At 72.9% G+C, this 25,913-nt stretch carries 26 protein-coding genes and 1 tRNA gene; 8 read left to right on the forward strand and 19 right to left on the reverse strand.

Annotation, left to right across the window (positions count from 1 at the left end; all coding sequences use genetic code 11):
- Positions 1-32 precede the first annotated feature (32 nt).
- From rlmB to JQT67_RS05185, 4 genes are read right to left on the reverse strand one after another with little or no spacing between them, the layout of a single operon-like run.
- Positions 33-1,001: a 23S rRNA (guanosine(2251)-2'-O)-methyltransferase RlmB gene (gene rlmB, locus JQT67_RS05170; RefSeq protein ID WP_208063802.1), complete on the reverse strand. Its 969-nt coding sequence runs from the start codon at positions 999-1,001 to the stop codon at positions 33-35.
- On the reverse strand, positions 998-2,407 hold the full coding sequence (cysS, locus tag JQT67_RS05175; RefSeq protein WP_208063803.1) for a cysteine--tRNA ligase: 1,410 nt from the start codon (positions 2,405-2,407) through the stop codon (positions 998-1,000). Before cysS ends, rlmB begins: the two co-directional genes overlap by 4 nt.
- A 35-nt stretch (positions 2,408-2,442) precedes the next feature.
- Positions 2,443-3,639 carry a 2-C-methyl-D-erythritol 4-phosphate cytidylyltransferase gene (ispD, locus tag JQT67_RS05180; RefSeq protein ID WP_374222117.1) on the reverse strand — a complete coding sequence of 399 codons (1,197 nt, stop codon included), beginning with the start codon at positions 3,637-3,639 and terminating at the stop codon, positions 2,443-2,445.
- Between the two features lie 43 nt (positions 3,640-3,682).
- On the reverse strand, positions 3,683-4,171 hold the full coding sequence (locus JQT67_RS05185; RefSeq protein ID WP_021010726.1) for a CarD family transcriptional regulator: 489 nt from the start codon (positions 4,169-4,171) through the stop codon (positions 3,683-3,685).
- 182 nt (positions 4,172-4,353) lie between these two features.
- On the opposite strand from JQT67_RS05185, the gene JQT67_RS05190 reads away from it, so the two are divergent.
- On the forward strand, positions 4,354-4,812 hold the full coding sequence (locus JQT67_RS05190; RefSeq protein ID WP_208063805.1) for a hypothetical protein: 459 nt from the start codon (positions 4,354-4,356) through the stop codon (positions 4,810-4,812).
- 4 nt (positions 4,813-4,816) lie between these two features.
- On the opposite strand, the gene JQT67_RS05195 is transcribed toward JQT67_RS05190, so the two are convergent.
- Positions 4,817-5,512: a response regulator transcription factor gene (locus tag JQT67_RS05195; protein WP_021010728.1), complete on the reverse strand. Its 696-nt coding sequence runs from the start codon at positions 5,510-5,512 to the stop codon at positions 4,817-4,819.
- On the reverse strand, positions 5,509-6,657 hold the full coding sequence (locus tag JQT67_RS05200) for a cell wall metabolism sensor histidine kinase WalK (protein WP_208063806.1): 1,149 nt from the start codon (positions 6,655-6,657) through the stop codon (positions 5,509-5,511). The genes JQT67_RS05195 and JQT67_RS05200 overlap by 4 nt, the downstream gene beginning before the upstream one ends.
- Positions 6,658-6,805: 148 nt before the next feature.
- On the opposite strand from JQT67_RS05200, the gene phoU reads away from it, so the two are divergent.
- Positions 6,806-7,513, forward strand: a complete 708-nt coding sequence (phoU, locus tag JQT67_RS05205; RefSeq protein WP_208063807.1) for a phosphate signaling complex protein PhoU — start codon at positions 6,806-6,808, stop codon at positions 7,511-7,513.
- Positions 7,514-7,634: 121 nt separating this feature from the next.
- Here phoU and JQT67_RS05210 read toward each other — a convergent pair whose 3' ends face one another.
- A complete protein-coding gene (locus JQT67_RS05210) occupies positions 7,635-8,390 on the reverse strand; it encodes a phosphoglyceromutase (protein WP_208063808.1) in 756 nt (251 codons plus the stop codon).
- A 142-nt stretch (positions 8,391-8,532) separates the two neighbouring features.
- Complete coding sequence (locus tag JQT67_RS05215; protein ID WP_208063809.1) at positions 8,533-9,357, reverse strand: DUF3626 domain-containing protein; 825 nt, start codon at positions 9,355-9,357, stop codon at positions 8,533-8,535.
- Between the two features lie 44 nt (positions 9,358-9,401).
- Here JQT67_RS05215 and JQT67_RS05220 point away from each other — a divergent pair, with 44 nt between their 5' ends.
- Positions 9,402-10,241 carry a class I SAM-dependent methyltransferase gene (locus JQT67_RS05220; protein WP_208063810.1) on the forward strand — a complete coding sequence of 280 codons (840 nt, stop codon included), beginning with the start codon at positions 9,402-9,404 and terminating at the stop codon, positions 10,239-10,241.
- A 171-nt stretch (positions 10,242-10,412) separates the two neighbouring features.
- Here JQT67_RS05220 and JQT67_RS05225 read toward each other — a convergent pair whose 3' ends face one another.
- The 4 genes from JQT67_RS05225 to JQT67_RS05235 are packed head-to-tail and all read right to left on the reverse strand — an operon-like array spanning position 10,413 to position 12,543.
- Positions 10,413-11,486 carry a glycine cleavage T C-terminal barrel domain-containing protein gene (locus JQT67_RS05225; RefSeq protein WP_307864216.1) on the reverse strand — a complete coding sequence of 358 codons (1,074 nt, stop codon included), beginning with the start codon at positions 11,484-11,486 and terminating at the stop codon, positions 10,413-10,415.
- Positions 11,483-12,100, reverse strand: coding sequence for an FABP family protein (locus JQT67_RS05230; protein ID WP_208063811.1), 618 nt, complete (start codon positions 12,098-12,100; stop codon positions 11,483-11,485). Before JQT67_RS05230 ends, JQT67_RS05225 begins: the two co-directional genes overlap by 4 nt.
- Before the next feature lie 4 nt (positions 12,101-12,104).
- Positions 12,105-12,227: a hypothetical protein gene (locus JQT67_RS13625; RefSeq protein WP_035255022.1), complete on the reverse strand. Its 123-nt coding sequence runs from the start codon at positions 12,225-12,227 to the stop codon at positions 12,105-12,107.
- A 37-nt stretch (positions 12,228-12,264) separates the two neighbouring features.
- Positions 12,265-12,543: a hypothetical protein gene (locus JQT67_RS05235; RefSeq protein WP_208063812.1), complete on the reverse strand. Its 279-nt coding sequence runs from the start codon at positions 12,541-12,543 to the stop codon at positions 12,265-12,267.
- Between the two features lie 117 nt (positions 12,544-12,660).
- On the opposite strand from JQT67_RS05235, the gene JQT67_RS05240 reads away from it, so the two are divergent.
- From JQT67_RS05240 to JQT67_RS05255, 4 genes are read left to right on the forward strand one after another with little or no spacing between them, the layout of a single operon-like run.
- Positions 12,661-13,302, forward strand: a complete 642-nt coding sequence (locus JQT67_RS05240) for a response regulator transcription factor (protein ID WP_208063813.1) — start codon at positions 12,661-12,663, stop codon at positions 13,300-13,302.
- Positions 13,299-14,129, forward strand: a complete 831-nt coding sequence (mshD, locus tag JQT67_RS05245; protein WP_208063814.1) for a mycothiol synthase — start codon at positions 13,299-13,301, stop codon at positions 14,127-14,129. Before JQT67_RS05240 ends, mshD begins: the two co-directional genes overlap by 4 nt.
- A gap of 12 nt (positions 14,130-14,141) precedes the next feature.
- Positions 14,142-16,400 (forward strand): RNA degradosome polyphosphate kinase, encoded by a 2,259-nt coding sequence (locus JQT67_RS05250; protein ID WP_208063815.1) that lies wholly within the window; start codon positions 14,142-14,144, stop codon positions 16,398-16,400.
- Complete coding sequence (locus JQT67_RS05255) at positions 16,397-17,341, forward strand: NUDIX domain-containing protein (protein WP_208063816.1); 945 nt, start codon at positions 16,397-16,399, stop codon at positions 17,339-17,341. Before JQT67_RS05250 ends, JQT67_RS05255 begins: the two co-directional genes overlap by 4 nt.
- 136 nt (positions 17,342-17,477) lie before the next feature.
- On the opposite strand, the gene pstB is transcribed toward JQT67_RS05255, so the two are convergent.
- The 7 genes from pstB to JQT67_RS05290 all read right to left on the reverse strand — a co-directional run bounded on the left by pstB (position 17,478) and on the right by JQT67_RS05290 (position 25,694).
- Positions 17,478-18,257, reverse strand: a complete 780-nt coding sequence (gene pstB, locus JQT67_RS05260; protein ID WP_208063817.1) for a phosphate ABC transporter ATP-binding protein PstB — start codon at positions 18,255-18,257, stop codon at positions 17,478-17,480.
- A gap of 7 nt (positions 18,258-18,264) precedes the next feature.
- Positions 18,265-19,347: a phosphate ABC transporter permease PstA gene (gene pstA, locus JQT67_RS05265; protein ID WP_208063818.1), complete on the reverse strand. Its 1,083-nt coding sequence runs from the start codon at positions 19,345-19,347 to the stop codon at positions 18,265-18,267.
- A 3-nt stretch (positions 19,348-19,350) separates the two neighbouring features.
- On the reverse strand, positions 19,351-20,286 hold the full coding sequence (pstC, locus tag JQT67_RS05270; protein ID WP_021010745.1) for a phosphate ABC transporter permease subunit PstC: 936 nt from the start codon (positions 20,284-20,286) through the stop codon (positions 19,351-19,353).
- Positions 20,287-20,392: 106 nt separating this feature from the next.
- The gene (gene pstS / locus JQT67_RS05275; protein WP_021010746.1) at positions 20,393-21,508 is read right to left on the reverse strand and encodes a phosphate ABC transporter substrate-binding protein PstS; all 1,116 of its coding nucleotides are present in this window, start codon (positions 21,506-21,508) and stop codon (positions 20,393-20,395) included.
- Positions 21,509-21,815: 307 nt separating this feature from the next.
- Entirely contained in the window at positions 21,816-22,406 is a 591-nt protein-coding gene (locus JQT67_RS05280; RefSeq protein WP_208063819.1) for a hypothetical protein, read from the reverse strand.
- 85 nt (positions 22,407-22,491) lie between these two features.
- Positions 22,492-23,121, reverse strand: a complete 630-nt coding sequence (locus JQT67_RS05285) for a DNA-directed RNA polymerase subunit beta (RefSeq protein ID WP_208063820.1) — start codon at positions 23,119-23,121, stop codon at positions 22,492-22,494.
- A gap of 44 nt (positions 23,122-23,165) precedes the next feature.
- The gene (locus JQT67_RS05290) at positions 23,166-25,694 is read right to left on the reverse strand and encodes an HAD-IC family P-type ATPase (RefSeq protein WP_307864219.1); all 2,529 of its coding nucleotides are present in this window, start codon (positions 25,692-25,694) and stop codon (positions 23,166-23,168) included.
- A gap of 128 nt (positions 25,695-25,822) precedes the next feature.
- Between JQT67_RS05290 and JQT67_RS05295 the strand changes: the two genes are divergently transcribed.
- Positions 25,823-25,895, forward strand: a tRNA-Lys gene (locus tag JQT67_RS05295).
- Positions 25,896-25,913: the final 18 nt, after the last annotated feature.

Consider the following 25,913-nt stretch of genomic DNA (forward strand, 5'->3'; position numbering starts at 1 on the left):
AGCGCACCGGTCGCCGCGCGAGTTCGTCGCGCTTAGCGAGCCCTGCGCTTCGCGACCTCGTAGAGCGTGACGGATGCGGCGATGCCGGCGTTGAGCGACTCGGTCGCCGACGAGATGGGGATCGAGACGATCGCGTCGCACGTCTCGGCCACGAGCCGCGACAGGCCCTTGCCCTCGCTGCCGACGACGACCACGAGCGGGCCCTCGGCGAGCTCGAGCTCGTGCAGCGGCACGTCGCCGTCGCCGTCGAGCCCGATGACGAACACGCCCTGCGACTTCAGCTCCTTGAGCGTCGTCGTGAGGTTCGTCGCCATCGCGACCGGCACGCGCGCCGCGGCGCCCGCGCTCGTCTTCCACGCCGAGGCCGTCACGCCCACCGAGCGGCGCTGCGGCACGATGACGCCCTGCGCGCCGAACGCGGCGGCCGAGCGGATGATCGCGCCGAGGTTGCGCGGGTCCGTGACGCCGTCGAGCGCGACGAGCAGCGGCGTCTGCTGCCGGTCGACGACCTGCTCGAGCAGCTCGATCGGGTGCGCGTACTGGTACGGCGGCACCTTGAGCGCGACGCCCTGGTGCACGGCGTCGTGGCCCGAGAGCCGGTCGAGCTCGGGCCGCATGACCTCGAGCACCGGCAGTCCGCGCTTGTTCGCGATCGAGAGGATCTCCTTGACGCGCTCGTCCATCTCGAGCCGGGCGGCGAGGATGAGCGTCGTCGCGGGCGTCTTCGTGCGCAGCGCCTCGAGCACGCTGTTGCGGCCGGTGACGAGCTCGGAGTCGTCCTTCGCCGACGAGGGCTTGCGGTGGCGGGGCGGCTCGGGGCGGCGGCCCTTCTGCGCGGCCGCCTCGAAGCGCTCGCGCGCCGACTTGCGCTTGCCGGCGACGTGCCAGGAGCGGTCCTCGGCCTTGGGCGTGGGGCCCTTGCCCTCGAGCGCCTTCCTGCCGTGGCCGCCGGTGCCCTTCTGCGGGCCCTTCTTCCGCGGCGATCGCTGCGACTTGCTCATGAGATGCTCCAGGTGGTGGTGTCCTTGCCGTCCTCGACGGCGATGCCGGCGGCGGCGAGCGCATCGCGGATGCGGTCGGAGGCGGCGAAGTCCTTCTTCGCGCGCGCCTCGCGGCGCTCTGCCAGCAGCGACTCGACGAGGCTCGAGAGCGCCCCGGTCGCGGCCGACGTTCCAGGATGCCACACCTCGTCGGCCGGGTCGAGGCCCAGCACGCGCAGCATCGCCCGCACCTCCCCCGCCCGCGCGAGCGCCGCATCCGTCTCGCCCGCGTCGAGCGCGGCGTTCGCGGCGCGCGTCGACTCGTGCAGCACCGCGACCGCCTGCGGGGTCGAGAGGTCGTCGTCCATCGCCGCGCCGAACGCATCCGGCACGTCGGCGTCGGGCAGCGCGCCGAGGCGCGCGACCCGCTCGAGCATCGACTCGATGCGGCCGAACGCCGCCTCGGCCTCGCCGAGCGAGCCGCCCTCGAGGTCGCCGCCCGCGGTGCGGAGGTCGATCGTCGAGCGGTAGTGCGGGGCGAGCAGGAAGTAGCGCACGACGATCGGGCGCACCGCCGCGACGAGATCGGCGGCGAAGATCGAGTTGCCGAGCGACTTCGACATCTTCTCGCCGTCGACGTGCACGAGGCCGTTGTGGCTCCAGACGCTCGCGAACGGCAGGCCCGCGGCGCTCGACTGCGCGAGCTCGTTCTCGTGGTGCGGGAACCGCAGGTCGAGCCCGCCGCCGTGGATGTCGAACGCGTCGCCGAGGTAGCGGCGCGACATCGCCGAGCACTCGATGTGCCAACCCGGCCGCCCGCGGCCCCACGGCGAGTCCCACGACGCCGACGCGGGCTCCTCGGGCTTCTGCGCCTTCCAGAGCGCGAAGTCGCGCGGGTCGCGCTTGCCGCGCGGGTCGGCGTCGGCGGCCGGCTCCATCTTGTCGAGCGACTGCCGGGTGAGCGCGCCGTACTCGGGCCACGAGCGCACGTCGAAGTAGACGTCGGCCGAGCCGTCGAGCGCCGGGTAGGCGTGACCGCGCTCGATGAGCTCGGCGATGAGCGCGTGCATCTCGGGCACGGATGCCGTGGCTCGCGGCTCGTAGGTCGGCGCGGCGACGCCGACGGCGCGGTAGGCCGCGGAGAACTCGAGCTCGACGCGGTAGGCGAGCGCCCACCACGGCTCGTCGACGGCGTTGACGAGCACCTTGTCGTCGATGTCGGTGACGTTGCGCACGAACGTGACGCGGTGGCCGCGGTGCTCGAGCCAGCGGCGCCACACGTCGTAGGCGACGGCGCTGCGCACGTGGCCGATGTGCGGCGACGACTGCACGGTCGGGCCGCAGACGTACATCGAGACCTCGCCGGGCCTCAGCGGCTGCAGGTCGACGATCGCCTGCTGCTTCGAGTCGTAGATGCGCACGGTCACGATGCCCAAGGCTACTGGCGCTTGCGCAGGCCGGGTCAGCGGCGACGGATGAGGGCGGTCGCGATCGCCTGCACGCCCTCGCCGCGGCCGATCGCGCCGAGGCCGTCGGTCGTCGTACCGCTCACGCTCACCGGTGCGCCGACCATCGCGGTGAGCGCCGCTTGCGCCTCGTCGCGGCGGGCGCCGATCCGAGGGCGCACGCCGAGCACCTGCACGGCGACGTTCACCGGCTGCCAGCCGTCTTCGGCGAGCCTGTCGACGGCGGCCCGCACGAAGACCTCGCCGCGCGCGCCGGCGTACTGCGGGTCGTCGACCCCGACGAGCCCGCCGATGTCGCCGAGGCCCGCGGCGCCGAGCAGCGCGTCGACGATCGCGTGGCACACCGCATCACCGTCGGAGTGGCCGGCGAGGCCCTGCCCCTCCCACTCGAGCCCCGCGAGCATGAGCGGCCCGTCGCCGCCGAAGGCGTGCACGTCGACCCCGATCCCGGTGCGCAGCTCGTCCACGTGACTCCCCTCCGGCGCGAGCAGCGCCTCCGCGCGGTCGGCGTCCGCCGCCGTCGTGATCTTGAACGCGAGCTCGTCGCCCGGCACCGACGCGACCGGCTCGCCGAGCGCCTGCACGAGCTGGGCGTCGTCGGTCGAGTCGGCGCGCGCGAGCGCCTCGGCGTAGGCGTCGCGCAGCAGCTGCGCGTCGAAGCCCTGCGGCGTCTGCATCGCGCGGAGCGTCGAGCGGTCGACGATGCGGCCGAGCCCCGCGGCGCCCGACTCGCGGATCGTGTCGACGACGGGCAGCACCGGCACGACGGCCCGCTCCCCGCTCCGCAGCGCCTCGACGACGCGCTCGACGAGCGAGCGCGGGGTGAGCGCCCGCGCGGCGTCGTGCACGAGCACGAAGCGCTCCTCGCCGACGCGCTCGAGGCCCGCGGCGACCGAGTCGGCCCGCGTCGCGCCGCCCACGATCACCGACGCCGCGACGCCCGCTCGCTCGGCCGCCGCCGACGCATCCACCTCGAACCCGACCGGCACGACGACGACGATCGACGCGTCGAGGCCCGCGAGGCCGCGCAGCGCGTGCTGGAGGATCGTCGCGCCCGCGAGCTCGGCGAAGGCCTTGGGCACGCCGCGCCCGAGGCGCGTGCCGCTGCCGGCGGCGACGACGATGATGGCGGTGTCGGTCACGCGCTCGAGCCTAGATGGCCCCCGACCGGCCCCGGACGTGGAACGAGGCACCCGATCGAGTGATCGGATGCCTCGCCCAGGGGGGGTCTGCGGTTCAGCTCGCGGGGGCGAGCGCCTCGTCGAGGCGCGCCGCGGCGGCGTCCTCATCGGTGTGCTCGGCGAGCGCGAGCTCGGAGACGAGGATCTGCCGCGCCTTCGCGAGCATGCGCTTCTCGCCGGCCGAGAGGCCGCGGTCCTGGTCGCGGCGGCTGAGGTCGCGGACGACCTCGCTCACCTTGATGACGTCGCCGGACGCGAGCTTCTCGACGTTGGCCTTGTAGCGGCGGGCCCAGTTCGTGGGCTCCTCGGTGAAGTCGGCGCGCAGCACCTCGAAGACCTTGTCGAGGCCCTCCTCGCCGATGACGTCGCGGACGCCCACCATGTCGACGTTCTGCGCAGGCACCTCGATCGTCAGCCCGCCCTGCGCGACGTTGAGCTTGAGGTAGGTGGTCTCGACGCCCTTGATCTTGCGCACCTTGACCTCGGTGATCGTCGCGGCACCGTGGTGGGGGTAGACGACCGTCTCTCCGACCTCAAAGTTCATCGAATGCTCCTCGTCATAGCCAGAACCTCGATTTTATCACAGCGTGTCGCTCGCCCTGTCCCGCGCGGCGTGGTTGGATCACGCCCCTCGGGCCCGCGTGGAGCGCTCATCGGGCGGGTATTAGAGTGGTCGTGACCGCGGTCGCGCACTCTGCGCCCGCGGCCATCGTCGAAAGGGATCCCGTGCAGTACCGCCCCCTCGCCGCAGCCGCCGCAGCCGCCGTCGTCGTCCTGGCAGCCACCGGCTGCAACCTGCTGACCCCGCAGGCGACGACGATCCAGTACGACCCCTCCGACGGCGTCTCGGGCTCCACCGGCACGGTCGAGTGGCACAACGCGCTGCTCGTCGGCGACCCCGACGGCGACACGCTCAACCTGCTCGTCACCTTCACGAACCCCGGCGAGGCGACCTTCGTCGAGGTGCGCGTCGACGACGAGGCCGAGGAGGTGCGCGTCGGCCAGGGCACGACGACCTTCGGCTTCCCCGACGGCGAGCAGCTGCTCTTCGAGGTCGGCGACATCGAGTTCGGCGGGCTGCGCAACGTCTCGTTCCAGGCCGACGGCGCCGAGCCCACGGGCGTCGGCGTGCCGGTGCACTCGACCGAGTTCCCCGACTACGCGGACTTCGGCCCGGCCGAGTAGTCCTTCAGGCTCCAGCCCGCTCGAAGCGGTAGCCGAGCCCCCGCAGCGTCACGAGCTGCGTCGGGTTCGAGGGCTCCTCCTCGATCTTCGCCCGCAGGCGCTTGATGTGCACGTCGAGCGTCTTCGTGTCGCCGAAGTAGTCGCTCCCCCACACGCGGTCGATGAGCTGGCCGCGCGTGAGCACCCGGCCGGCGTTGCGCATGAGGTACTCGAGCAGCTCGAACTCGCGCAGCGGCATCGCCACCTCCGCGCCGTCGACCGTGACGGTGTGGCTGTCGGCGTCGAGCCGCACGCGCCCGACCTCGACGACCGAGTCGTCGACCTCGTCCTCCTCCTCCGCGGCGCGGCGGCGGAGCACGGCACGGATGCGCGCCACGAGCTCGCGGGTCGAGTACGGCTTCGTGACGTAGTCGTCGGCGCCGAGCTCGAGCCCGACGATCGTGTCGACCTCCGAGTCCTTCGCGGTCAGCATGATGATCGGCACCTTCGACGAGCGGCGGATGTGCCGGCACACGTCGGTGCCGCTGCGGCGCGGCAGCATCACGTCGAGCAGGATGAGGTCGGCGCCCTCGCGCTCGAAGCGCTCGACCGCCGCGTCGCCGTCAGCCGCGTGCGCGGTCTCGTACCCCTCGAGCTCGAGCAGGTAGGCGAGCGGCTCGGCGAGCGCGAGCTCGTCCTCGACGATCAGGATGCGCGTCATGCAGTCTCCTCGCGGGCAGGCGTCTCGGCGACGGGCAGTCGCAGGGTGAACGTCGAGCCCTGACCCGGGCGCGACCAGAGGGTGACCTCGCCGCCGTGGCTCACGGCGACGTGCTTCACGATACTGAGGCCGAGGCCCGTGCCGCCCGTCACGCGGCTGCGGGCGGGGTCGACGCGGTAGAAGCGCTCGAACACGCGCTCCCGGTCCTCCGGCGCGATGCCGACGCCCTTGTCGGTCACCGCGATCTCGACGACGCCGTCGACCACGCGCACGCCGATGCCCACGTGCGTCGCCTCCGGCGAGTACTGCACGGCGTTCGCGACGAGGTTCTGCACCGCCATCGTGATGAGCTCGGCCGAGCCGAGCACCTCGGCGTCCTCGAGCACGCGCGTGACCACGCGCATCCGCTTGGCATCCGCGAGCACACGCGTGCGGTCGACGGCGACGTCGACGACGTCGGTGATGCCGACCCGCTCCGGCTGGTCGAGCGGGTCGTCGGCCTGGATGCGCGAGAGGTCGATGAGCTCCTTGGTCATGCGGCCGAGCCGATCGGACTCGACCTGCATGCGCTGCGCGAAGGCCCGCACGCGATCCGGGTCGTCGGCGGCCGCCTCGATCGCCTCGGCGAGCACGGCGACGGCGCCGATGGGGGTCTTGAGCTCGTGGCTGACGTTCGCGACGAAGTCGCGCCGCACGCCCGCGAGCCGCAGCTCCTCGGTGCGGTCGGCGGCGAGCACGAGCATGAAGCGGTTGCCGAGCGGCGCGACCCGCACGCGCAGGTGGAGCTCGGTGCCGGCGCCGATGCGGCCGCGGCGGTGCACGAGGTCGAGCACCTCCTCGCGCCCCGTGCGCCACACGCGCCGCACGGCCTCGAGGATGTCGTGACTGCGCAGCGCCCGGCCGTCGACGAGGTCGAGCGTCACCGCGCCCGGCGACGACAGCAGCACCTGGTTGGAGCCGTCGAGCACGACGCCGGCCGACTCGAGCACGTCGACCATCGCGGCGATGCCGTCGGGGATGGGCTCGCTCGCGATCGCCATCACCTGGCGTCCGCGCTGGGCGGCGACGCCGAGCAGATGCACCGACAGCGACCCCAGACCGAAGCCCAGCAGGAGCGCCAGGAGCACGTACCAGGACGCATCCACGCTCCCATCGTAGCCAGCGCGACGCGCGGCTCCCGCGGTTCAGCGGCCGGACACCGCCCGGTAACCTGGCCCGAGGACACTGGCAGTCCGTACCGTGCCGCTGCCGCTCGACGCCGTCGAGCGGCGACGCACCGAAGGAGCAGGAGCAATGCGCGACGTCTTCCAGCAGGAGCTCGCCGAGGTGCAGGAGCGCCTCGTCGACATCGCCAACCACGTCGTGGTCTCGATCGAGTCGGCCGTGCGCGCCTTCGGCGAGTCGAACGTGCAGCTCGCCGAGCAGGTGATCGCGACCGACCCGATCATCGACGACAAGGCCTCGGCGCTCGACGAGCTCGCGATCAACATCATCGCCCGCCAGTCGCCCGTCGCCCGCGACCTGCGCATCGTCGTCTCGGCGCTGCGCATGTCGGCGTCGCTCGAGCGCATGGGCGACCTCGCGCGCCACATCGCGCTGCTCGCCCGCTACCGCTTCCCGATGAACGTCGTGCCGGACTCGCTCGCGCCGACGTTCGCCGAGATGGGCGCGAAGGACATCGAGATCGCGAAGCTGCTGCGCGACCTGCTGCAGACGCAGGACCTCGCGATCGGCGAGCAGATCGAGCAGGCCGACGAGGTCGTCGACGAGCTGCACCGCGACGTCTTCGCGCACGTGCTCGGCACGGAGTGGCAGGGCGCGGCGCACACGACGGTGGATGCGACGCTCGCGAGCCGGTACCACGAGCGCTTCGCAGACCACGGCGTGAGCATCGCGAAGAAGGTCAAGTACCTCGCGACCGGCGACTGGGTCGGCGACGAGGAACCGCACCCGGAGATGGCGCCCGAGCCGGTGCAGCCGGCGTCGCCGACCGAGGGCTGACGCCGCCACGAGAGAAGGGCCCGACCGCAGCGGTCGGGCCCTTCCTCGTCTCGGCTCCTACCGAGGGCCGGGACGGGCCTCGGCGCTGGGGTCGCGGCAGAGACCCGAAAGGGTCTCCGCCCTAAGCTCCACCGCGCTTGCCCTGCGCCGCCACCGCGGCAGCACCGGCCGCCGCCGCCTCGGGGTCGAGGTACTCGCCCGGCGCGACGGGCATGTTGTCGTCGCCGAGGCGGTAGAGCAGCGGGATGCCCGTGGGGATGTTGAGCGCCGCGATGTCGTCGTCGGAGATCTTGTCGAGGTGCTTCACGAGCGCGCGCAGCGAGTTGCCGTGCGCGGTGACGAGCACCGTGCGGCCGGCCTCGAGGTCCTTCGTGATCGTCGACTCCCAGTAGGGCAGGAAGCGCTCGATGACGTCCTTGAGGCACTCGGTGCGCGGCATCTCGCCGTCGATGTCGGCGTAGCGCGGGTCGCCGGCCTGCGAGTACTCGTTGTCATCGGCGATCGCGGGCGGCGGCGTGTCGAACGAGCGGCGCCAGGTCATGAACTTCTCCTCGCCGTACTGCTCGAGGGTCTCGGCCTTGTCCTTGCCCTGCAGGTCGCCGTAGTGGCGCTCGTTGAGGCGCCACGAGCGGTGCACGGGGATCCAGGAGCGGTCAGCCGCGTCGAGGGCGATGTTCGCCGTCTGGATCGCGCGCGTCAGGAGCGACGTGTAGAGCACGTCGGGCAGCACGTCGTGCTCGCGCAGCAGCTCGCCGCCGCGCTTCGCCTCCTCCTCGCCCTTCGGCGTGAGCCGCACGTCGACCCAGCCGGTGAAGAGGTTCTTCTCGTTCCAGGTGGATTGGCCGTGGCGGAGCAGGATGAGGGTGCGCTCGGTCATGCCGCCAGCCTAACCCGGCCGCGCTGCCCGCCCGGCGATCCGCTCGCGGGCGACCGGGGCTGCTGCGCCCGAGCGGGGCCGGCGCGCCGTGCCCGGTCGGGCGTGAGTGCCCCCGTCGAGCCCGAGAACGCGCGATGCGCGGTCAGCTCCGCGCGCGATGCCCGAACCGCGCGATGAGGTGCCAGACGCGCTTGACCGCTTGCGGGTCATGCCCCTCGGCCGCCTCGCCGAGGATGCGCGCGTCGATGCGCCCATCGACCGCGAGCTCGATCGCGAGCGCGAGCGCGTCGATGCCGCGGTAGGCCTCGAGCTCCTCGATGCGGTCGACCTCGAGCTCGAGCCCCGGGTGCCACGCGACCGGCACGCCGAGCTCGGCGGCGACCCGCTCGATCTCCGTGCCGCGGAACGAGGGGTCGAGCACGAGCCGCTCGATGTCGCGGGCGATCTCGAGGCCGCCGTGCACGTGCGCCTCGACGTAGTCGTCGAGCGGGTCGACCGCCGACGCATCCGCGAGCGCGAGCAGGTCGCCCGAGCGCTCGGCGGTGCCGAAGCGCTCGGGCTCGGCGACCGAGTCGGGCCAGCAGAGCGTCACGCGCGGCCAGGCGCTGCGCGCGAGCTCGAGCCACGACGAGCCGAAGCGGATCGCGCCGCCCGTCTCGCGCCGCCGGTGCTCGACCGCGCCGTAGACCGGGCGCTCGTCGGGCGCCGCCTCGTCGTAGGCGCCGCCGAAGATGCGCGACTCCCAGCGCCAGCGGTCACCGCCCGGATGCGCGGTGAGGCCGCCGTTGGAGATGCCGGTGGAGAACTGCGAGCGGTAGGCGCCCTCGGCCGCGATGCGCTCGAGCACGCTCTCGCCGCCGATCCGGCGATCGGGGTGGAAGTGCACGGTGATCCGCGCGTCGGCGGGGAGCGGCCCGCCCGTCGAGCGCGACGCGACGTGGTCGACGGCCCGGCGCCACGCATCCATGCCCGTCACCGTACCCACGCCCCGCCGGGCGCGACAATGGTCGGGTGGCGAAGCCGACCGGACGCATCACGCGCGGCACGACCGGTGTGAACCGGCTGCGGCGCGTCGACCGCTGGATCGCCGCGCAGCCGGCCGCGCGCGTGCCGGGCTGCCTCGTCGTCGACCTCGGCTACGGCGCGAGCGCGACGACGAGCCTCGAGCTGCACGAGCGGCTCTCGCGCGGCAACCCGGCCGTCGAGGTGCTCGGGCTCGAGATCGACCCGGCGCGCGTCGCGCTCGCGACCGCCGAGCTCGAGGCGGCGCGCGCGGCGGGCCCCGAGCGCTACGGGCGCGCGATCGCGGCGGATGCGCGGGTGTCGTTCGCGCTCGGCGGCTTCGAGGTGCCGGCGCCGCGGTCGCCGCACGTCATCCGCGCGATGAACGTGCTGCGGCAGTACGACGAGCACGAGGTCGCCGGCCACTGGGCGGCGATGCTCGGCCGGCTCGCGCCCGGCGGGCTGCTCGTCGAGGGCACGTCGAACGAGGTCGGCCGAGTGTGCTCGTGGGTCGCGCTCGATGCGACCGGGCCACGGTCGCTCTCGATCGCGCTCAAGGTCGACGAGCTCGGCTCCGACGCGATGGAGGCGCCCTCGGTCGTCGCTGAGCGGCTGCCGAAGGCGCTCATCCACCGCAACGTGCCCGGCGAGCGGGTGCACGCACTGCTGACGGAGCTCGACCGCGCGTGGGCCTCGCTCGCGCCGCTCGCCGACTTCGGGGCGACGCAGCGGTGGGTCGCGACGGTCGGGCGGATGCGCGACACCGGCTGGCCGGTGCACGGCAGCCCCGCGCGGTGGCGGCTCGGGGAGCTGACGGTCGCGTGGGAGGCGGTCGCGCCGCGCCCGTGATGCTGCCGCGCCGGAGCGAGCTGCCGCGGCGCCGCGACCCGTGCTCGCCGAGCGGAGCCGTTGCAGCGGGTCGAGTCGGCGGGGACGGGTCGAGTCGCCACGCGCCGAGGACGGGTCCGTTCCGCTGAGCGCAGCAGACGCGCTCGGCGGGAGGCGACGCGGGCGGGCGCGCTACGCGGGCGGAGCGTCGGGGCGCGTCGGGCGCTTCACCGCGCCGAGCCGCGGCAGCCGCGGCGGGCGGTTCGCGTGGCCCGCGCTCGGCGGCACCAACACCTGCTGCCCGGCCGCGACGTCGACGCCCTCCGCGGAGCGCACGACGAGGTCGCCGTCGGCGGGAGCCGAGCGCTTCACGACCGCGAGCGCGATCGGGCCCAGCTCGTCGTGGATCGCCGCGGACGTCACCGCACCGACCTCCTTGTCGCCCGCGAGCACGGCGTCCCCGGCCGCGACCGGCGCGTTCTGCGAGCCGTCGAGGTGCAGCAGCACCACGCGGCGCGGCGGGGCGCCGAGGTTGTGCACCTTCGCGATCGTCTCCTGCCCGCGGTAGCAGCCCTTCTGCAGGTGCACCGCGGTCGCGAGCCAGTCGAGCTCGTGCGGGATCGAGCGCTCGTCGACCTCCGCGAGGCCCGGCCGGCCCGCGGCGATGCGGAGCGCCTCCGCGGCGAGCGTGCCGACGAAGCGCTCCGGCTCGAGCGCCTCGGCCTCAGCGGGGGTCAGGACCGATTCCGACCAGCTCCACGGCTCCCCCGTCGGCTCGCCGTAGCGCACGCCGCCCGGCGCGACCTCGGGCCAGCCGTCGCGCCACGCGACCGGGCCGGCGGGCTCACCCGCGGTGCCCACGACGACCGCCTCGGGACGCTCGATCTCCACTTGCTTGAAGAACCGCATCCGCGTGAGCCACGCCTCGAGCGCGTCGCCGCTGCCGGCGTCGACGATCACCCAGAGCGCGTCGCCGTCGCGCCGCAGCCGCAGCGCGTGCTCGATGCGACCCTCGGGCGAGAGCACGAGCGACTCGGTCGAGGCGCCGTCGGCGAGCGCGGCGATCGCCTGGCTCGAGATCGAGTCGAGCCACGGCAGCGCGTCGGGCCCCGAGAGCCGCAGCACGTCGCGCGGCAGCAGCACGAGCGCGCCGGCCCGGAGCCGCCGCTGCTCGGCCATGGGGTTGCCGACGTGCAGCGGCAGGCCGCTCGTCTCGTCGAGCACCGCGCCGGGGATGCGCGAGGCGAGGGCCGCGAGCGCGCTCACGCCTCGTCGCCGCCCGCGGGCGTCACGCGCGCGAGCCGCGCCGAGGCGTGGCTCTCGAGCCCGCGGCCGAGCGCCGCGAGGTCCCACGCCCACAGCAGGTGGCCCTCGACGAGCCCGAGCATGCGAGTGGATGCGGTGTGCTCCTTCGCGCTCGCGCCGCGCAGCACCGCGTCGGTCGCGAGGTCGATGCGGGGGCCGGCGATCGTGCCGAGGTAGAGCTCGGCGACGCCCGCGGGGTGGGCGATGAGCGCCTGGATGTCGAAGGCGCCGTCGGGGCGGCGGAGCGACTCGACCGCGTCGAGCGAGCCGAAGGCCGGCTCACCCTCGGGCGGCAGCATGCCGGGGCCGGGATCGGCCGCCTCAGCCGGGCGGGCGAGGCGCCAGAAGCCCGACTCGGCCGCGAGCGGCGTCAGCTCGTCGTCGAGCAGCCACGCGTAGGCCTCGTAGGAGAGGTAGGGATGCCCGTGGTGGGCGAAGGAGACGCGCTGGCCGAACTCGTGCTCCACCGTGCGGTCGCCGACCGGGAAGGAGAGCACGCCGGTGCCCTCCCAGTCGCCGACGAGCCACTGGAGCGGGCCGAGCTCCGCGGGCAGCGTGGGATCGAGCTCGAGCACCGCGCTAGCGCTGGCCCTTGAAGAGGTTGCGGATCACCACGTAGGAGACGCCGAGGATCGCGACCATGGCGAGCCCGAGCAGGCCGAGGTAGAAGATCTCGAAGGCGATGATGGGGATGGCGTCCATGCCTCGATCCTACCCCCGCTCCCCGAGCGCGCGCGGGCTAGAGCAGGTGCGTGAGCGGCACGAGCACCGCGGAGGCCAGCGCGAGCACGACGACGGAGCCGAACACCGCCGCCGAGAGCCGCGCGACGAGGCCGGGCTCGGTCGGCCCGCCGAGCTGGATCGCGAACGCCGTGAGGGTGCAGACGCCCAGCACGATCGGCAACCAGACGATGCCGTCGGACGGCTGCAGCACCCCGACCGCGACCGCGCCGGCGGCCGCGAGCAGCCACACGGGCCACACGCTCCCCCACCGCCACGACGTGGCCCTGCTCGCCATGGCCTCATCATGCCGCAGTCCCCTGCGGCGGTCGAACCGGGGCCGCTCGGTGGCCGAGGCGCCGCCGTCCGGGCGGGCTCCGCGCAGACCCTAGGATCGGAATCGGCAGGAGGCTTGATGGCGCACGTCGTGATCTTCACCCGCCGCGATCGGGGAGCGCTGCCCAGTCTCGAGCTGCTGGAGCACCGCGTGACGACGCTCCCCGGCACGGCGGAGGCCGTCGCGCACGCCCCCGCCGGCGACGTGCTCGTCGTCGACGGCGCCGTCGAGCTCGCGAGCGCGAAGGCGCTGTGCCGGCTGCTCGACCGCGACGCGGCACCCGTGCTGCTCGTGCTCTCCGAGGGCGGGTTCGCGGCCGTGAGCGCCGAGTGGGGCGTGACGGATGTCGTGCTCGACTCGGCCGGTCCCGCCGAGCTCGAGGCGCGCATCCGCCTCGCCCTGAGCGCCCGCGCCGAGGTCAAGCCGATCGTCGCGAGCGGGCTCACCATCGACGAGGCGAGCTACCAGGCGAGGGTCGACGGCCGCCCCGTCGACCTCACCTACAAGGAGTTCGAGCTGCTGCGCTTCCTCGCCGCGCACCCCTCGCGCGTCTTCACGCGCGAGCAGCTGCTGAGCGAGGTGTGGGGCTACGACTACTTCGGCGGCACCCGCACCGTCGACGTGCACGTGCGGCGGCTGCGCGCGAAGCTCGGCGACCTCGAGGGCCTCATCGGCACCGTGCGCGGCGTCGGCTACCGATTCGACCTGGAGCCCGCATGATCGACACCGCCCGCGCCCTCGGCGCCGCGTGCGCCGCGCACGACGGCATGCCGCCCTTCAACGACCAGGCGCTCGTCGAGCTCGCCCGCGGGCAGCGGCGCGCGATCGGCGACAGGACCGCGCTCGCGGTCGTGAGCGACGCCGACCGCGAGGTCGAGCTCGCGGTGCACCCCGAGCACCGCGGTCGCGGGCTCGGCCTCGCGCTCGCCGAGCGCGTCGCGGCCGAGCTCGGCGCGTTCGACGCGTGGGCGCACGGCGACCTGCCCGCGGCGCGCGCGATCGCCGAGCGGCTCGGCATGCGCCGCGTGCGCGAGCTGCTGCAGCTGCGCTCCCCCGTGCCGCCCGCCGCCGGCGGCGCGGCTCCCGACCGCTTGCCCGAGGGGGTGCGTGCATTCGAGCCCGATGACGCATCCGCCCTGCTCGCCCTCAACGCCGCGTCGTTCGCCGACCACCCCGAGCAGGGCCGCATGAGCGCGAGCGACCTCGCCGACCGCATGGCCGAGCCGTGGCACGACGACGCGAACCTCGTCGTGCTGCCGGGCGAGGCCGGCCTCGACGGCTTCGCGTGGGTCAAGCCGGGCGGCGACGTCGCCGAGCTCTACGTGCTGGGCGTCGCGCCCGGCCGGCAGGGCGCAGGCATCGGGCGACGGATGCTCGAGGCGGCGTTCGCGCGGATGCGCGCGGTGGGCGCGACGACGGCCCACCTGTACGTCGAGGGCGACAACGAGGCTGCGCTCGGGCTCTACCGGCGGGCAGGATTCTCGCAGTGGGCGATCGACGTGCGGTGGCGGCACGGGACCACCCAGGACGACCGCACCTCGGCTTGAGAGGATGGCGCCATGACCGACGGCACCGCGACCAGCGCTCCCGCGAGCGGAGAGGCGCTCCGCGAGCGCCCGGCTCGCACGCTCGGTGAGGAGCGCAGCTTCCACGACGCCAACAAGGCGGACTTCGACGACTACGACGACGAGTCGAGCTGGTCGGCCGAGCTGCAGGGCACCGCGACCGAGGACGGCCTGCCCGCCGACCGCTTCCTCGACCGCGAGCTCTCGTGGCTCGCCTTCAACGAGCGCGTGCTCGAGATGGGCGAGGACCCGCGGGTGCCGCTGCTCGAGCGCGCGAACTTCCTCGCGATCTTCGCCTCGAACCTCGACGAGTTCTTCATGGTGCGGGTCGCGGGCCTCAAGCGCCGCATCGCGACGGGGCTCGCCGTGCCGACGAACGTCGGCCGCTCGCCGCAGGAGCTGCTGCACGCGGTCGTGCAGCGCGCGCACGACCTGCAGCTGCGCCACGCCCGCGCCGCGCACGAGTCGTTCCAGGTCGACCTCGCCGAGGCCGGCATCCACGTCGTCTCGTGGCAGCAGCTGACCGACGAGGAGCGGCAGGCGATGTCGGCGCGCTTCGACGCCGAGATCTTCCCCGTGCTCATGCCGCTCGCGGTCGACCCCGCGCATCCGTTCCCGTACATCTCGGGGCTCTCGCTCAACCTCGCGGTGCGGGTGCAGGTGCCGGGCGAGGAGGAGCCGCAGTTCGCGCGGCTCAAGGTGCCGGCGGTGCTGCCGCGCTTCATCGAGCTCTCGCGCGCGGCCGACGGCGCGCAGCGCTTCCTGCCGCTCGAGGAGCTCATCGCGAACAACCTCGACGAGGTGTTCTCGGGCATGGAGATCATCGACCACCACGTCTTCCGCGTCACGCGCAACGAGGACGTCTCGATCGACGAGGACGACACCGAGAACCTCATCAGCGCGCTCGAGGAGGAGCTCTCGCGCCGCAAGTTCGGGCCGCCCATCCGGCTCGAGGTCGCGGAGGACATCGACACCGCGACGCTCGACCTGCTGGTCGACGAGCTCGGCATCACCGAGCACGAGGTCTACCGGCTGCCGGGGCTGCTCGACCTGACGGGGCTCTTCCAGCTCGCCGGCATCGACCGGCCCGACCTGCGCTACACGAAGCGCGTGCCCGTCACCGCGGCGTCGTTCCTGCCGGGCGACCAGGACGAGAAGCCCGACCTCTTCGCGGCGATCACGCGCAAGGACGTGCTCGTGCACCACCCGTACGAATCGTTCGCGACGAGCGTGCAGGCGCTGCTCGAGCAGGCGGCCGACGACCCGGACGTGCTCGCGATCAAGCAGACGCTCTACCGCACGTCCGGCGACTCCCCCGTCGTCGCGGCGCTCATCCGCGCCGCGGCGGCCGGCAAGCAGGTGCTGGCGCTCGTGGAGGTCAAGGCGCGCTTCGACGAGCAGGCGAACATCCGCTGGGCGAAGCAGCTCGAGCGCGCGGGCGTGCACGTCGTCTACGGCATCGTCGGGCTCAAGACGCACTGCAAGCTCATGCTCATCGTGCGCCGCGAACAGGGCCGGCTGCGCCACTACTGCCACATCGGCACCGGCAACTACAACCCGAAGACGAGCCGCATCTACGAGGACTTCGGGCTCTTCACCGACAACGACAAGGTGGGGCGCGACATCACGCGGCTCTTCAACGAGCTCTCCGGCTACGCGAAGGAGAAGTCGTACCAGCGGCTGCTCGTCGCCCCTCGTCACTTGCGCAAGGGGCTGCTCGACCGCATCGAGCGCGAGACGGAGGCCGCCAAGGGCGGCCGGAAGGCGCGCATCCGCTTCAAGATCAACGCGATCGTCGACGAGCAGCTCATCGACGCGCTCTACCGCGCGAGCCGCGCGGGCGTCGAGGTGCAGATCTGGGTGCGCGGCATCTGCTCGATCAAGCCGGGCGTGCCGGGGCTGAGCGAGAACATCACGGTGCGCTCGATCGTCGGGCGCTACCTCGAGCACTCGCGCGTCTTCGCCTTCTGGAACGACGGCGCCGAGGAGGTCTTCATCGGCTCGGCCGACATGATGCACCGCAACCTCGACCGCCGCGTCGAGGCGCTCATCCAGCTCACCTCGACCGAGCACATGCGCGACATCTCGCAGCACTTCGACCGCGCGATGTCGCCGCAGACGGCGTCGTGGTGGGCGGAGGCCGACGGCACGTGGACGCGCCGCTTCTACGACGACGACGGCGCGCCGCTCGACGACCTGCACCGCGACCGCATGATCCAGATCCAGCGCCGCAAGCGCACGGGCAGCCGGTGAGCCCGGCCGCTGCCGGCCCGCCGGTGCTCGCTGCGGGCGCCCTCGTGTGGCGACGGGGCGAGCGCGGCGTCGAGGCGCTGCTCGTCGAGCGCACGCAGCACCGCGACCTGTCGCTCCCGAAGGGCAAGCTCGACCCGGGCGAGTCGCTGCCGGAGTGCGCCGCGCGCGAGATCGAGGAAGAGACCGGCTGCGCCGTGATCCTCGGCGCGCCGCTCGGCACGAGCGAGTACCGGCTGCCCGATGGCCGCGACAAGGTCGTCTACTACTGGCAGGCGCCGCTCGGCGACGGGAGCGGGCGGCCGTTCGAGCCGAACGACGAGATCATGGCGCTGCACTGGCTGCCCCTCGCCGAGGCGCGGCGGCGCGTGAGCTACGAGCACGACGCCGCGATCATCGCGCGCTTCGAGGAGCGCCTCGCGCGCGGCCAGGAGCGCACGTTCCCGATCGTCGCGCTGCGGCACGGGAAGGCCGCGGATCCCTACTCCTTCGACGGCGAGGATGCCGCGCGTCCGCTCACGTCGCGCGGCGAGCGCCAGTCGGCGTCGATCGCGCGCGGGATCGCCGCCTTCGGACCGGAGCGCATCCTCTCGTCCGACGCGCTCCGGTGCCTGCAGACCGTCGAGCCGCTCGAGGCGCTGCTCGGGGTCGAGGCGATGGCGCGGCACGAGCTGAGCCAGGAGTGGTCCGTCGGCCAGCGCGAGGAGATCGAGCGACGCATCGCGAAGGCGGTGCGCAAGCGCCGCGGCACCGTGCTCTGCAGCCACGCGCCGGTGATCGGCGACATCGTCTCGGCGGTCGTGCACGTGACGGATGCGGCGGAGACGGAGCGCACGCACCGCGCGTCGATGCTGCACACGGCCGAGTTCACGGTGCTGCACGTGAGCGCCGGCACCGAGCCCTCGCTCGTCGCCCTCGAGACGCACGGCCCGCCAGCCGACTGACCACCCGCTCCCCTACGCGCCCGCGAGCAGAGTCCCGCACTGCGCGAGCCGCGGCCGCGCCACCGCAGAGTTCCGGCACTCTGCTGTTCCGCCCACTCAGGAGCGCAGACTTCCGGCTCTCTGCGGGCGGAGTCGATCAGCCGAAGCGGCCCGAGACGTAGTCCTCGGTCGACTGCACCGACGGGTTCGAGAACATCTTGGTCGTCTCGTCGTACTCGATGAGCTTGCCGGGCTTACCGGTGCCAGCGATGTTGAAGAACGCCGTCTTGTCGGAGACGCGGCTCGCCTGCTGCATGTTGTGGGTCACGATCACGATCGTGTACTCCTGCTTGAGCTCCTCGATGAGGTCCTCGATCGCGAGCGTCGAGATGGGGTCGAGCGCCGAGCACGGCTCGTCCATCAGCAGCACGTCGGGGCTCACCGCGATCGCGCGCGCGATGCAGAGGCGCTGCTGCTGGCCGCCCGAGAGGCCCGAGCCGGGGATGCCGAGCCGGTCCTTCACCTCGTTCCACAGGTTCGCGCCGCGCAGCGAGCGCTCGACGAGGTCGTCCTGGTCGCTCTTCGACATGCGGCGGTTGTTGAGCAGCACGCCGGCGAGCACGTTCTCGCGGATCGTCATCGTCGGGAACGGGTTCGGCCGCTGGAACACCATGCCGATCTGGCGGCGCACGTTGACCGGGTCGACGCCCGCGCCGTAGAGGTTGGCGCCGTCGAGCAGGATCTCGCCGTCGACGTAGGCGCCCGCGATCACCTCGTGCATGCGGTTGATCGTGCGCAGCACGGTCGACTTGCCGCAGCCCGAGGGGCCGATGAACGCGGTGACCGAGCGGGGCTCGATCTCGAGTGAGACGCCCTCGACGGCCTTGAAGGCGCCGTAGTAGACGTCGAGGTCGTTGATCTCGATGCGCTTGGACATGTGCGGGCTACCTTCCGGCCTTCGGGGCGAAGAAGTGGGCGATGAGTCGCGCCACGATGTTGAGGATCATCACGATGAGGATGAGGATGAGCGCCGCCGCCCACGCGCGGTCGAAGTACGCCTGCTCCTGGACACCCGGACTGACGTACTGGTTGTAGGCGAACACCGGCAGCGTCATCATGCGGCCATCGAACACGTTGTAGTTCATGTTCGTCGTGAAGCCGGCGATGACGAGCAGCGGCGCCGTCTCGCCGATGACGCGGGCGACGGCGAGCGTCACGCCCGTGACGATGCCGGCGAGGGCGGTGGGCAGCACGACCTTCGCGATCGTCAGCCACTTCGGCACGCCGAGGGCGAGGGATGCCTCCCGCAAGTCGTTCGGGACGAGCTTCAGCATCTCCTCGGTCGAGCGCACGACGGTCGGGATCATGAGCAGGCTGAGGGCGACCGCGCCGCCGATGCCCGAGCGCACGCCCTCGCCGAAGAAGAGCGCGAAGAGCGCGTAGGCGAAGAGCCCGGCGACGATCGAGGGGATGCCCGTCATGACGTCGACGAAGAAGGTGATGGCCTTCGCGAGCTTGCCCTTGCCGTACTCGACGAGGTAGATCGCGGTGAAGATGCCGACCGGCACCGAGATGATCGCCGCCCACAGCGTCACGAGCAGCGTGCCGACGATCGCGTGCAGCACGCCGCCGCCCTCGCCGACGACGTTGCGCATCGAGTAGGTGAAGAACTCGAGGTCGAAGCGCGCCAGTCCGTTCGCGACGACGGTGACGACGAGCGAGACGAGCGGGATGAGCGCGAGCAGGAAGGCGCCGGTCACGAGCCCGGTGACGAAGCGGTCGGTGGCCTTGCGCCCGCCCTCGATGAGCTGGCTCACGACGGTGATCGCGACGAGGTAGAGCACGAAGCCGATCACGGCGGTCGTGACGATGCTGAACTGGGCGCCCGATGCGCCCGCGATGAGGCCCGCGACGGCGGCGCCGACGAGGAGCGCGCCGAGCAGGGTCGCCCACGGGCTCCATCGCGGCAGCTGGCCGGCGGTGAGCGGGTTCTGCGCCTGGCGCGGCGCGCTGATGGTGGTGGTCATGGTCTAGCGACCTCCGTCGACGGTCGTCTTGGCGATGATCCAGCGCGAGATCGCGTTGACCAGCAGCGTGATCGCGAAGAGCACGAGGCCCGAGCCGATGAGCATGTTGACGGTGATGCCGTGCGCCTCGGGGAAGCGCAGCGCGATGTTCGCCGCGATCGTCGAGGGGTTCTGGGAGCCGACCACGACGAAGGTCACGGCCCCCGCCGAGGCGAGCACCATCGCGACCGCCATCGTCTCGCCGAGCGCACGCCCGAGGCCGAGGATCGAGGAGGCGATGATGCCGGAGCGGCCGTGCGGCAGCACCGCCATGCGGATCATCTCCCAGCGCGTCGCGCCGAGCGCGAGCGACGCCTCCTCGTTCAGGCGCGGCGTCTGGAGGAAGATCTCGCGGCAGAGGGCCGTGATGATCGGCAGCACCATGACCGCGAGCACGATCGCCGCGGTGAGGATCGTGCGTCCCGTGCCGGAAGCGGGCGGCGAGAACAGCGGGATCCAGCCGAGGTTCTCGGCGAGCCACGCGTAGGCCGGCTGCATGAAGGGCGCGAGGACCGCGATGCCCCAGAGCCCGTAGATGACCGAGGGGATGGCGGCCAGCAGGTCGATCGCGTAGCCGAGGATCGAGGCGAGGCGACGGGGCGCGAAGTGGGTGATGAACAGCGCGATCGCGATCGCCATGGGCACGGCCATGACCATCGCGAGGAACGCCGACCACAGGGTGCCGAACGTGAGCGGCCACACCCAGGCCCAGAAGCTGTCGTCATCCGGGAGCGGCCCGATGATCGCGGGCACGGCCTGCGCGACGAGGAAGATCGCGACGCCGGCGAGGGCGATGAGGATGAGCACGCCGGCGGTCGTCGAGACCGCCTTGAAGATGACGTCGGCTGGACGGTTCGGAGCCGAGGCTCTCGTCGTCGCGGCCGGTGCTGCGGTGGTCATGGGGCTCCAGCGAATTCGGGTGGGCCGGTCATGGCGACCGGCCGGGGCGACGAGCGCCCCAGCCGGTCGATGCGGCGAGGTGCCGCGGGGTCTCAGACCAGTATGACTACTGGATCGAGTCGACGACCGCGAGGATCTCGTCGCGCAGCTCGTCCGAGATGGGCGCGTTGCCGGCGTTCTCCTGGCCGGCGGCCTGGCCCTCCTCCGACGCGACGTAGCTCAGGTAGGCCTTGACGAGCTCGCCCGCCTCGGCGTCCTGGTATTCGCTGCACGCGATCGCGTACGAGATGAGCACGAGCGGGTAGACGCCCGCCTCGGTCGTCGTGCGGTCGAGCTCGACGGCGATGTCGCCCTCGTGGCGGCCCTCGACGCGCGGCGACGCGTCGACCGCCGCGGCGGCGGCGTCGGCCGTGAACGGCACGTACTCCTCGCCGACCTTGAGCGCGACCGTGCCGAGGTCGCCCGCGCGCGAGGCGTCGGCGTAGCCGATCGTGCCGGTGCCGTTCGAGACGGCGTCGACGACACCCGAGGTGCCCTGGGCGCCCTCGCTCGTGCTGTAGACCGACGACGGCCACGTCTCGAACACGCCCTCGGTCCAGTCGGCGGCTGCGGTCGCGGCGAGGTACTCGGTGAAGTTCTCGGTCGTGCCGGAGTCGTCCGAGCGGTGGACGGGCTGGATCGGGGTCGCGGGCAGCTCGACGCCCTCGTTCTGCTCCGCGATCGCCGGGTCGTCCCAGCTCGTGATCTGGCCCGAGAAGATCTTCGCGATCGTCGAGGCGTCCATGTTGAGGGAGTCGACGCCCTCGACGTTGAAGATGACGGCGATCGGCGAGATGTAGACGGGCAGGTCGACCGGGAGGGTGTCGGGCACGCACGCGCCGAACTCGCCCTCGAGCTCCTCGTCCTTCAGGTAGGCGTCGGAGCCGGCGAACGAGACGCCGCCGGCGATGAACTGTTCGCGGCCCGCGCCGGAGCCAGCCGGGTCGTAGGTGACGTTGACGTCGGGGTTCTCGGTCTGGAAGCCGGCGATCCAGGCCTCCTGGGCGGCGCCCATCGACGAAGCGCCGGCGCCCGCGAGGTCGCCGGAGAGCGACGAGCCTGCGGCCTGCGAACCCTCGGGAGCGGCCTCGTCCGCTCCGGACTCGTTGGCGGCGCAGGAGCTGAGCAGGAGCGCGCCTGCTGCGGCGACGACCGCAGCGCGGCCGAGCTTCGTGAACTTCACGGTGTTCCCTTCGGAAGGTCGGTGCAGGGCTGGGACCCTGGGTCGGCACGCAGCCGCGCGCCTCGACCACGGTAGGAAGACCGGGTGGCGGGGAGCCGCCCGCCAGGTGAACAGCGGGTGAACTCGACCGGGGGCGCGACGGCGCCCGGGAACGATGAAGCCGGGCCGCGAACGCCTCTCGGCGGAAGGCCGCTCGAAGCGGCGAATATTGGAGCCCGGGGTTACGCGGCCCGGCTGTTCCAGGTTAGCGAGCGCAAGCTCGACACGCCTGGGCGTGCGCTCAGCGCGAACGCGTCGGCCGGATGCGTCAGCGCACGTCGACGACGACGTCCTCGACCTGCGGGTGCCCGTAGACCGAGCGGAGCACCACGAGCTCGGGGTCGACGCCGTCCGGCAGCTGGATGAGCGCCCGAGCGCCCGAGAAGGAGTCGTCCATCGCGAAGAAGATGTCGTTCTCCGCGGTCGCGAAGATCGTGTCCCCCCACAGGTACTGCTCGCCGTCGGTGCCGATGATCGAGGTGTCGAAGAGAGACGAGAAGTCGAGGGTGCCCTCGACGCGCTGCGCGTCGAGGAGGACCGCGACGAACCGCGTGCCGCTCTCGGGCGAGCCCGACTCGACCGGCGGGTTCTCCTCGATGCCGGTGACCGCGAACGACCACGCGTCGCCGGAGCCGTCGTCGACCGTCACCGTCTCGCCGAGCCCGACGTTCGCGTCGCCTGACGGCGCGCCGCTGTCGGGTGCGTCCGCCGACTCGCTCGGCTGCGCGGGGTCAGTGGGCTGCGGGTCGGCCGGCTGCACCGGTGACTGCGGAATCGCCGGCGGCTCGGGGATGCAGCCGGTGAGCACGAGCGCCCCGGCGGCCAGGACGAGTGCGGCTGCGAGCGGGCGGCGTGCCATGGCGATCTCCGATTCCGACCGCGACCCGTGCGCGGACCGCTTCAGCCTACGGCGTCGATCGGATGCGTCGGGCGAGCCGGGCGGGTCAGGCGAGCGAGTCGTCGCGCCACAGCCGCGCGCACACCCGCAGGTCGTCGGCGACGTCGGTGAGCGCGGCGGCGAGCCGGGTGCGCTCGTGCGCCCGCTCCGGGTTCGTCGGCTCGTCGACGTGGGCCGACTCGACCGCTCCCGCGGCCGTCACGACCGCGAAGGCCGCCGCGCGGTCGAGGGCGAGCGCGAAGTCGCCGGTGAAGACGCCGCGGAGGATCGTCTCGGAGAGCGAGCGCAGCTCCTCGGGGCTCGCCGGGGCCGGCACGCCCGCGACGACCGGCGCGGCCGTCTGCAGCGCATCCGCCCCCTGCTGGTAGAGCACCGCCGCTTCGGCCGCGCGCTGCGTCACGAGCGCGTGCAGCAGGTTGACGCGCCAGAGCGCGCCGGGCAGCGAGTGCGGCCGCGCGTGCGACCAGAGCTCCGCGACCGTGTCGATGCCGTCCTCGCGCGCGAGCTCGAGGATGCGCTCGACCACCTCGGGGTCGGCGCCGGCGCGCACGCGCGAGAGCAGCGCCTGCGCGGTGTCGGCGGCGAGCTGCAGCCGCAGCACCGGGTCGACGTCGCCCTCGACCCGCTCGAACCAGTCGTTCGAGAAGCGGGTCGGGCGGTGGAAGTCGTCGGCCATCGCCCACCATCATCGCGGATGCCGCCTGTGCGCGGCAGGTCCGCCTAGGTCGAGCGCACGATCGCCGGCGGCAGCTTCGGGGCGAGCCGGTGCCACACCTCGATGAGCGCGCTCGCGGCGAGGCCGATCGCGATCGACCACGCGATGATGGGCGTCGGCGGCAGCTGGAACTCGAAGAAGTCGCGCACGATCGGCACCGTCACGGCCGCGACGAGGCCCGCGATCATGACCGCGACGATGAGCGCGCGCACCGCGGTGAAGGGGCGGCACGCGATGCCGAGCACCCACAGCCCGCCGACCGTGAGCGTGAAGACCGCCGCCGTCTGCACCTGCCGCTCGTCGAGCCCCGCCTCACGGCCGAGCATCGTCGCGGCGACGACCGAGAGCGCGATCGTGATGCCGGAGGGCACCGTGAACCGGAGGCTGCGGAAGAGGAAGCCCGGCACGTAGCGCGTCGCCGCGGGCATGAGGGCGAGGAAGAAGGCGGGGATGCCGATCGTGAGCCCGTCGGTCGCCGAGAGCTGCCGCGGCAGGAACGGGTACTGCATGAGCAGCGCGCCGAACACGAGCGCCATCGTGAACGCGTAGGTCGTCTTCGTGAGGAAGATGCGCGAGACGCGCTCGATGTTCGCGATCACCTGCCGGCCCTCGTCGACGACGCGCGGCAGGTGCGAGAAGCGGCCGTCGAGCAGCACGAGCCGAGCGACGGCCTTCGTCGCCGCGGCGCCCTCCCCCATCGCGATGCCGAGGTCGGCGGTCTTGAGCGCGAGCGCGTCGTTCACGCCATCGCCCGTCATCGCGACCGTGCGGCCCTGCGCCTGCAGCGCCTCGACGATGCCGCGCTTCTGCCCAGGGGTGACGCGGCCGAGCACGTGGTGCTCGGCGAGCACCGCCGCGAGCGCTTCCCCATCGCTGGGCAGCTGCCGCGCGTCGAACGCGTCGCCCTCGAGCGGCACGCCGACCTGGCGCGCGACCGCCCCGACGGTGCGCGGGTGGTCGCCCGAGAGGATGCGCACCTCGACGCCCTGCTCGCGGAAGTAGTCGAGCGTCGCGGGCGCGTCGTCGCGCACGTGCTCGCCGAACGCGAGCACAGCGACCGGCGTCAGCGGCGGCAGCTCGAGCCGCTCGGCCTCGTCGGGGTCGATGGGATGCGCCGCGCGGCCGAGCACGAGGGCGCGGCGACCGAGGGCGGCGATCTCGAGCGCCCGCCGGGCGGCCGGGCTCTCGCCGTCGTCGCCGAGCACCGACTCGGGAGCGCCAAGCACCCACGTGCCGCGCACGGCTCCGCCGTCGAACGCGACGGCGCTCATGCGGCGCGCCGAGGAGAAGCCGATCACGGCGCTCGGCCGCAGCGCCGGGTCGGGCAGCAGCGGCCGGATCGCGGAGGCGGTCGCATTGGCGTTCTCGTCGTGGCCGAACCAGGCGAGCGCGAGCGGCCACGCGCCCGAGGCGCGCTCGAGCGCGGTCGCCGGAACGGCATCCGTCACCGACCCGTCGGCGCCGATCGGCGTCGCCTCGAGCAGCTCGATGTCGCCCTCGGTGAGCGTGCCCGTCTTGTCGAGGCAGATGACGTCGACGCGCGCGAGGCCCTCGACGGCCGCGAGCTCCTGCACGAGCACCTGGCTGCGGGCGAGCTTGACGGCGGCGACGGCGAAGGCGATCGACGTCATGAGGATGAGGCCCTGCGGCACCGAGGCGGAGATCGCCGCGATCGCGAGCACGACGGCGTCCTCCCACTCGCCGCTCGCGATCGCCGCCTCCCAGCCGCCGCGCGCCTGCATCTGGCCGTTGAGCACGATCGCGATGAGCGGCACGAGCGCGATCGAGATCCACTTGACGACCCGGTTGAGGGCGCTGCGCAGCTCGGAGTGCACGAGCGAGAAGCGGCGCGCCTCGGCGGTGAGCTTCGCCGCGAAGGAGTCGCCGCCGACGCTCGTGAGCTGCACCGCGGCCGAGCCGGAGGAGACGGCCGAACCCGAGAGGACGCCGTCGCCGGCGTGCTTGAGCTGCGGCTCCGACTCGCCCGTCAGCAGCGACTCGTCGAGGTCGATGCCTTCGGTCGCGACGATGACGCCGTCGGCGGGCACCTGGTCGCCGCGGCGCAGCAGCAGGATGTCGTCCTGCACGAGCTCCTCCATCGCGACGTCGTGCTCCTCGCCGTCGCGCAGCACGGTGCTGCGGGCGACGTGGAGCAGCGCGAGGTCGTCGAGCTTGCGCTTGGCGCTGTACTCCTGCACGACGCCGATGAGCACGTTCGAGATCGCCGCGAACGAGAAGAGCGCGTCCTGCCAGCGGCCGAGCACGAGCAGCACGGCGGTGCACACCGCGATGACGAGGTTGAAGAGCGTGAAGAGGTTGGCCCGCAGGATCGAGGCGAGCGAGCGGCTCGAGGCGTTCGCGAGCCGGTTGACGCGGCCGTCGGCGACGCGCTCGGCGACCTCGGCCGCGGTGAGCCCTCGCGCGGGATCGGTCGTCGAGAGCAGCCGCTGCCGGTCGGGGTCGCCGACGAGCGTGCCGGCGCCCTCGTCGGGCTCGTCGGCGATGCGGGTCGCGGTGCGCGCGGGCGTGTTCACAGGTTGCGGCTTCCATCGGTTGCGGGGACGCGACAAGCCTGACGGATGGTCGGCCCGCTCGACAGGGTGCAGGCCCGAAGATCCGCCTAGCGGTTGACCCTCCCTTCGCGCACCTATCCTGGAGCGACGGGCCTGTAGCTCAGTCGGTAGAGCATCGGACTTTTAATCCGCTGGTCGTGGGTTCGAGCCCCACCGGGCCCACTGCCGATCGCGAGGAGC

The organism is Agrococcus sp. TF02-05, assembly GCF_017565345.1.
In the GTDB taxonomy this organism is placed as follows: Bacteria; Actinomycetota; Actinomycetes; order Actinomycetales; family Microbacteriaceae; genus Agrococcus; species Agrococcus pavilionensis.

Coding starts and splice junctions, on each gene's coding strand:
- rlmB (WP_208063802.1), bottom strand. CDS start 1,001: ATGAGCAAGTCGCAGCGATCGCCGCGGAAGAAGGGCCCGCAGAAGGGC.
- JQT67_RS05185 (WP_021010726.1), bottom strand. CDS start 4,171: ATGAACTTTGAGGTCGGAGAGACGGTCGTCTACCCCCACCACGGTGCC.
- JQT67_RS05195 (WP_021010728.1), bottom strand. CDS start 5,512: ATGACGCGCATCCTGATCGTCGAGGACGAGCTCGCGCTCGCCGAGCCG.
- phoU (WP_208063807.1), top strand. CDS start 6,806: ATGCGCGACGTCTTCCAGCAGGAGCTCGCCGAGGTGCAGGAGCGCCTC.
- JQT67_RS05210 (WP_208063808.1), bottom strand. CDS start 8,390: ATGACCGAGCGCACCCTCATCCTGCTCCGCCACGGCCAATCCACCTGG.
- JQT67_RS05215 (WP_208063809.1), bottom strand. CDS start 9,357: ATGGATGCGTGGCGCCGGGCCGTCGACCACGTCGCGTCGCGCTCGACG.
- JQT67_RS13625 (WP_035255022.1), bottom strand. CDS start 12,227: ATGGACGCCATCCCCATCATCGCCTTCGAGATCTTCTACCTCGGCCTG.
- JQT67_RS05235 (WP_208063812.1), bottom strand. CDS start 12,543: ATGGCGAGCAGGGCCACGTCGTGGCGGTGGGGGAGCGTGTGGCCCGTG.
- JQT67_RS05240 (WP_208063813.1), top strand. CDS start 12,661: ATGGCGCACGTCGTGATCTTCACCCGCCGCGATCGGGGAGCGCTGCCC.
- mshD (WP_208063814.1), top strand. CDS start 13,299: ATGATCGACACCGCCCGCGCCCTCGGCGCCGCGTGCGCCGCGCACGAC.
- JQT67_RS05250 (WP_208063815.1), top strand. CDS start 14,142: ATGACCGACGGCACCGCGACCAGCGCTCCCGCGAGCGGAGAGGCGCTC.
- pstB (WP_208063817.1), bottom strand. CDS start 18,257: ATGTCCAAGCGCATCGAGATCAACGACCTCGACGTCTACTACGGCGCC.
- pstA (WP_208063818.1), bottom strand. CDS start 19,347: ATGACCACCACCATCAGCGCGCCGCGCCAGGCGCAGAACCCGCTCACC.
- pstC (WP_021010745.1), bottom strand. CDS start 20,286: ATGACCACCGCAGCACCGGCCGCGACGACGAGAGCCTCGGCTCCGAAC.
- JQT67_RS05280 (WP_208063819.1), bottom strand. CDS start 22,406: ATGGCACGCCGCCCGCTCGCAGCCGCACTCGTCCTGGCCGCCGGGGCG.
- JQT67_RS05285 (WP_208063820.1), bottom strand. CDS start 23,121: ATGGCCGACGACTTCCACCGCCCGACCCGCTTCTCGAACGACTGGTTC.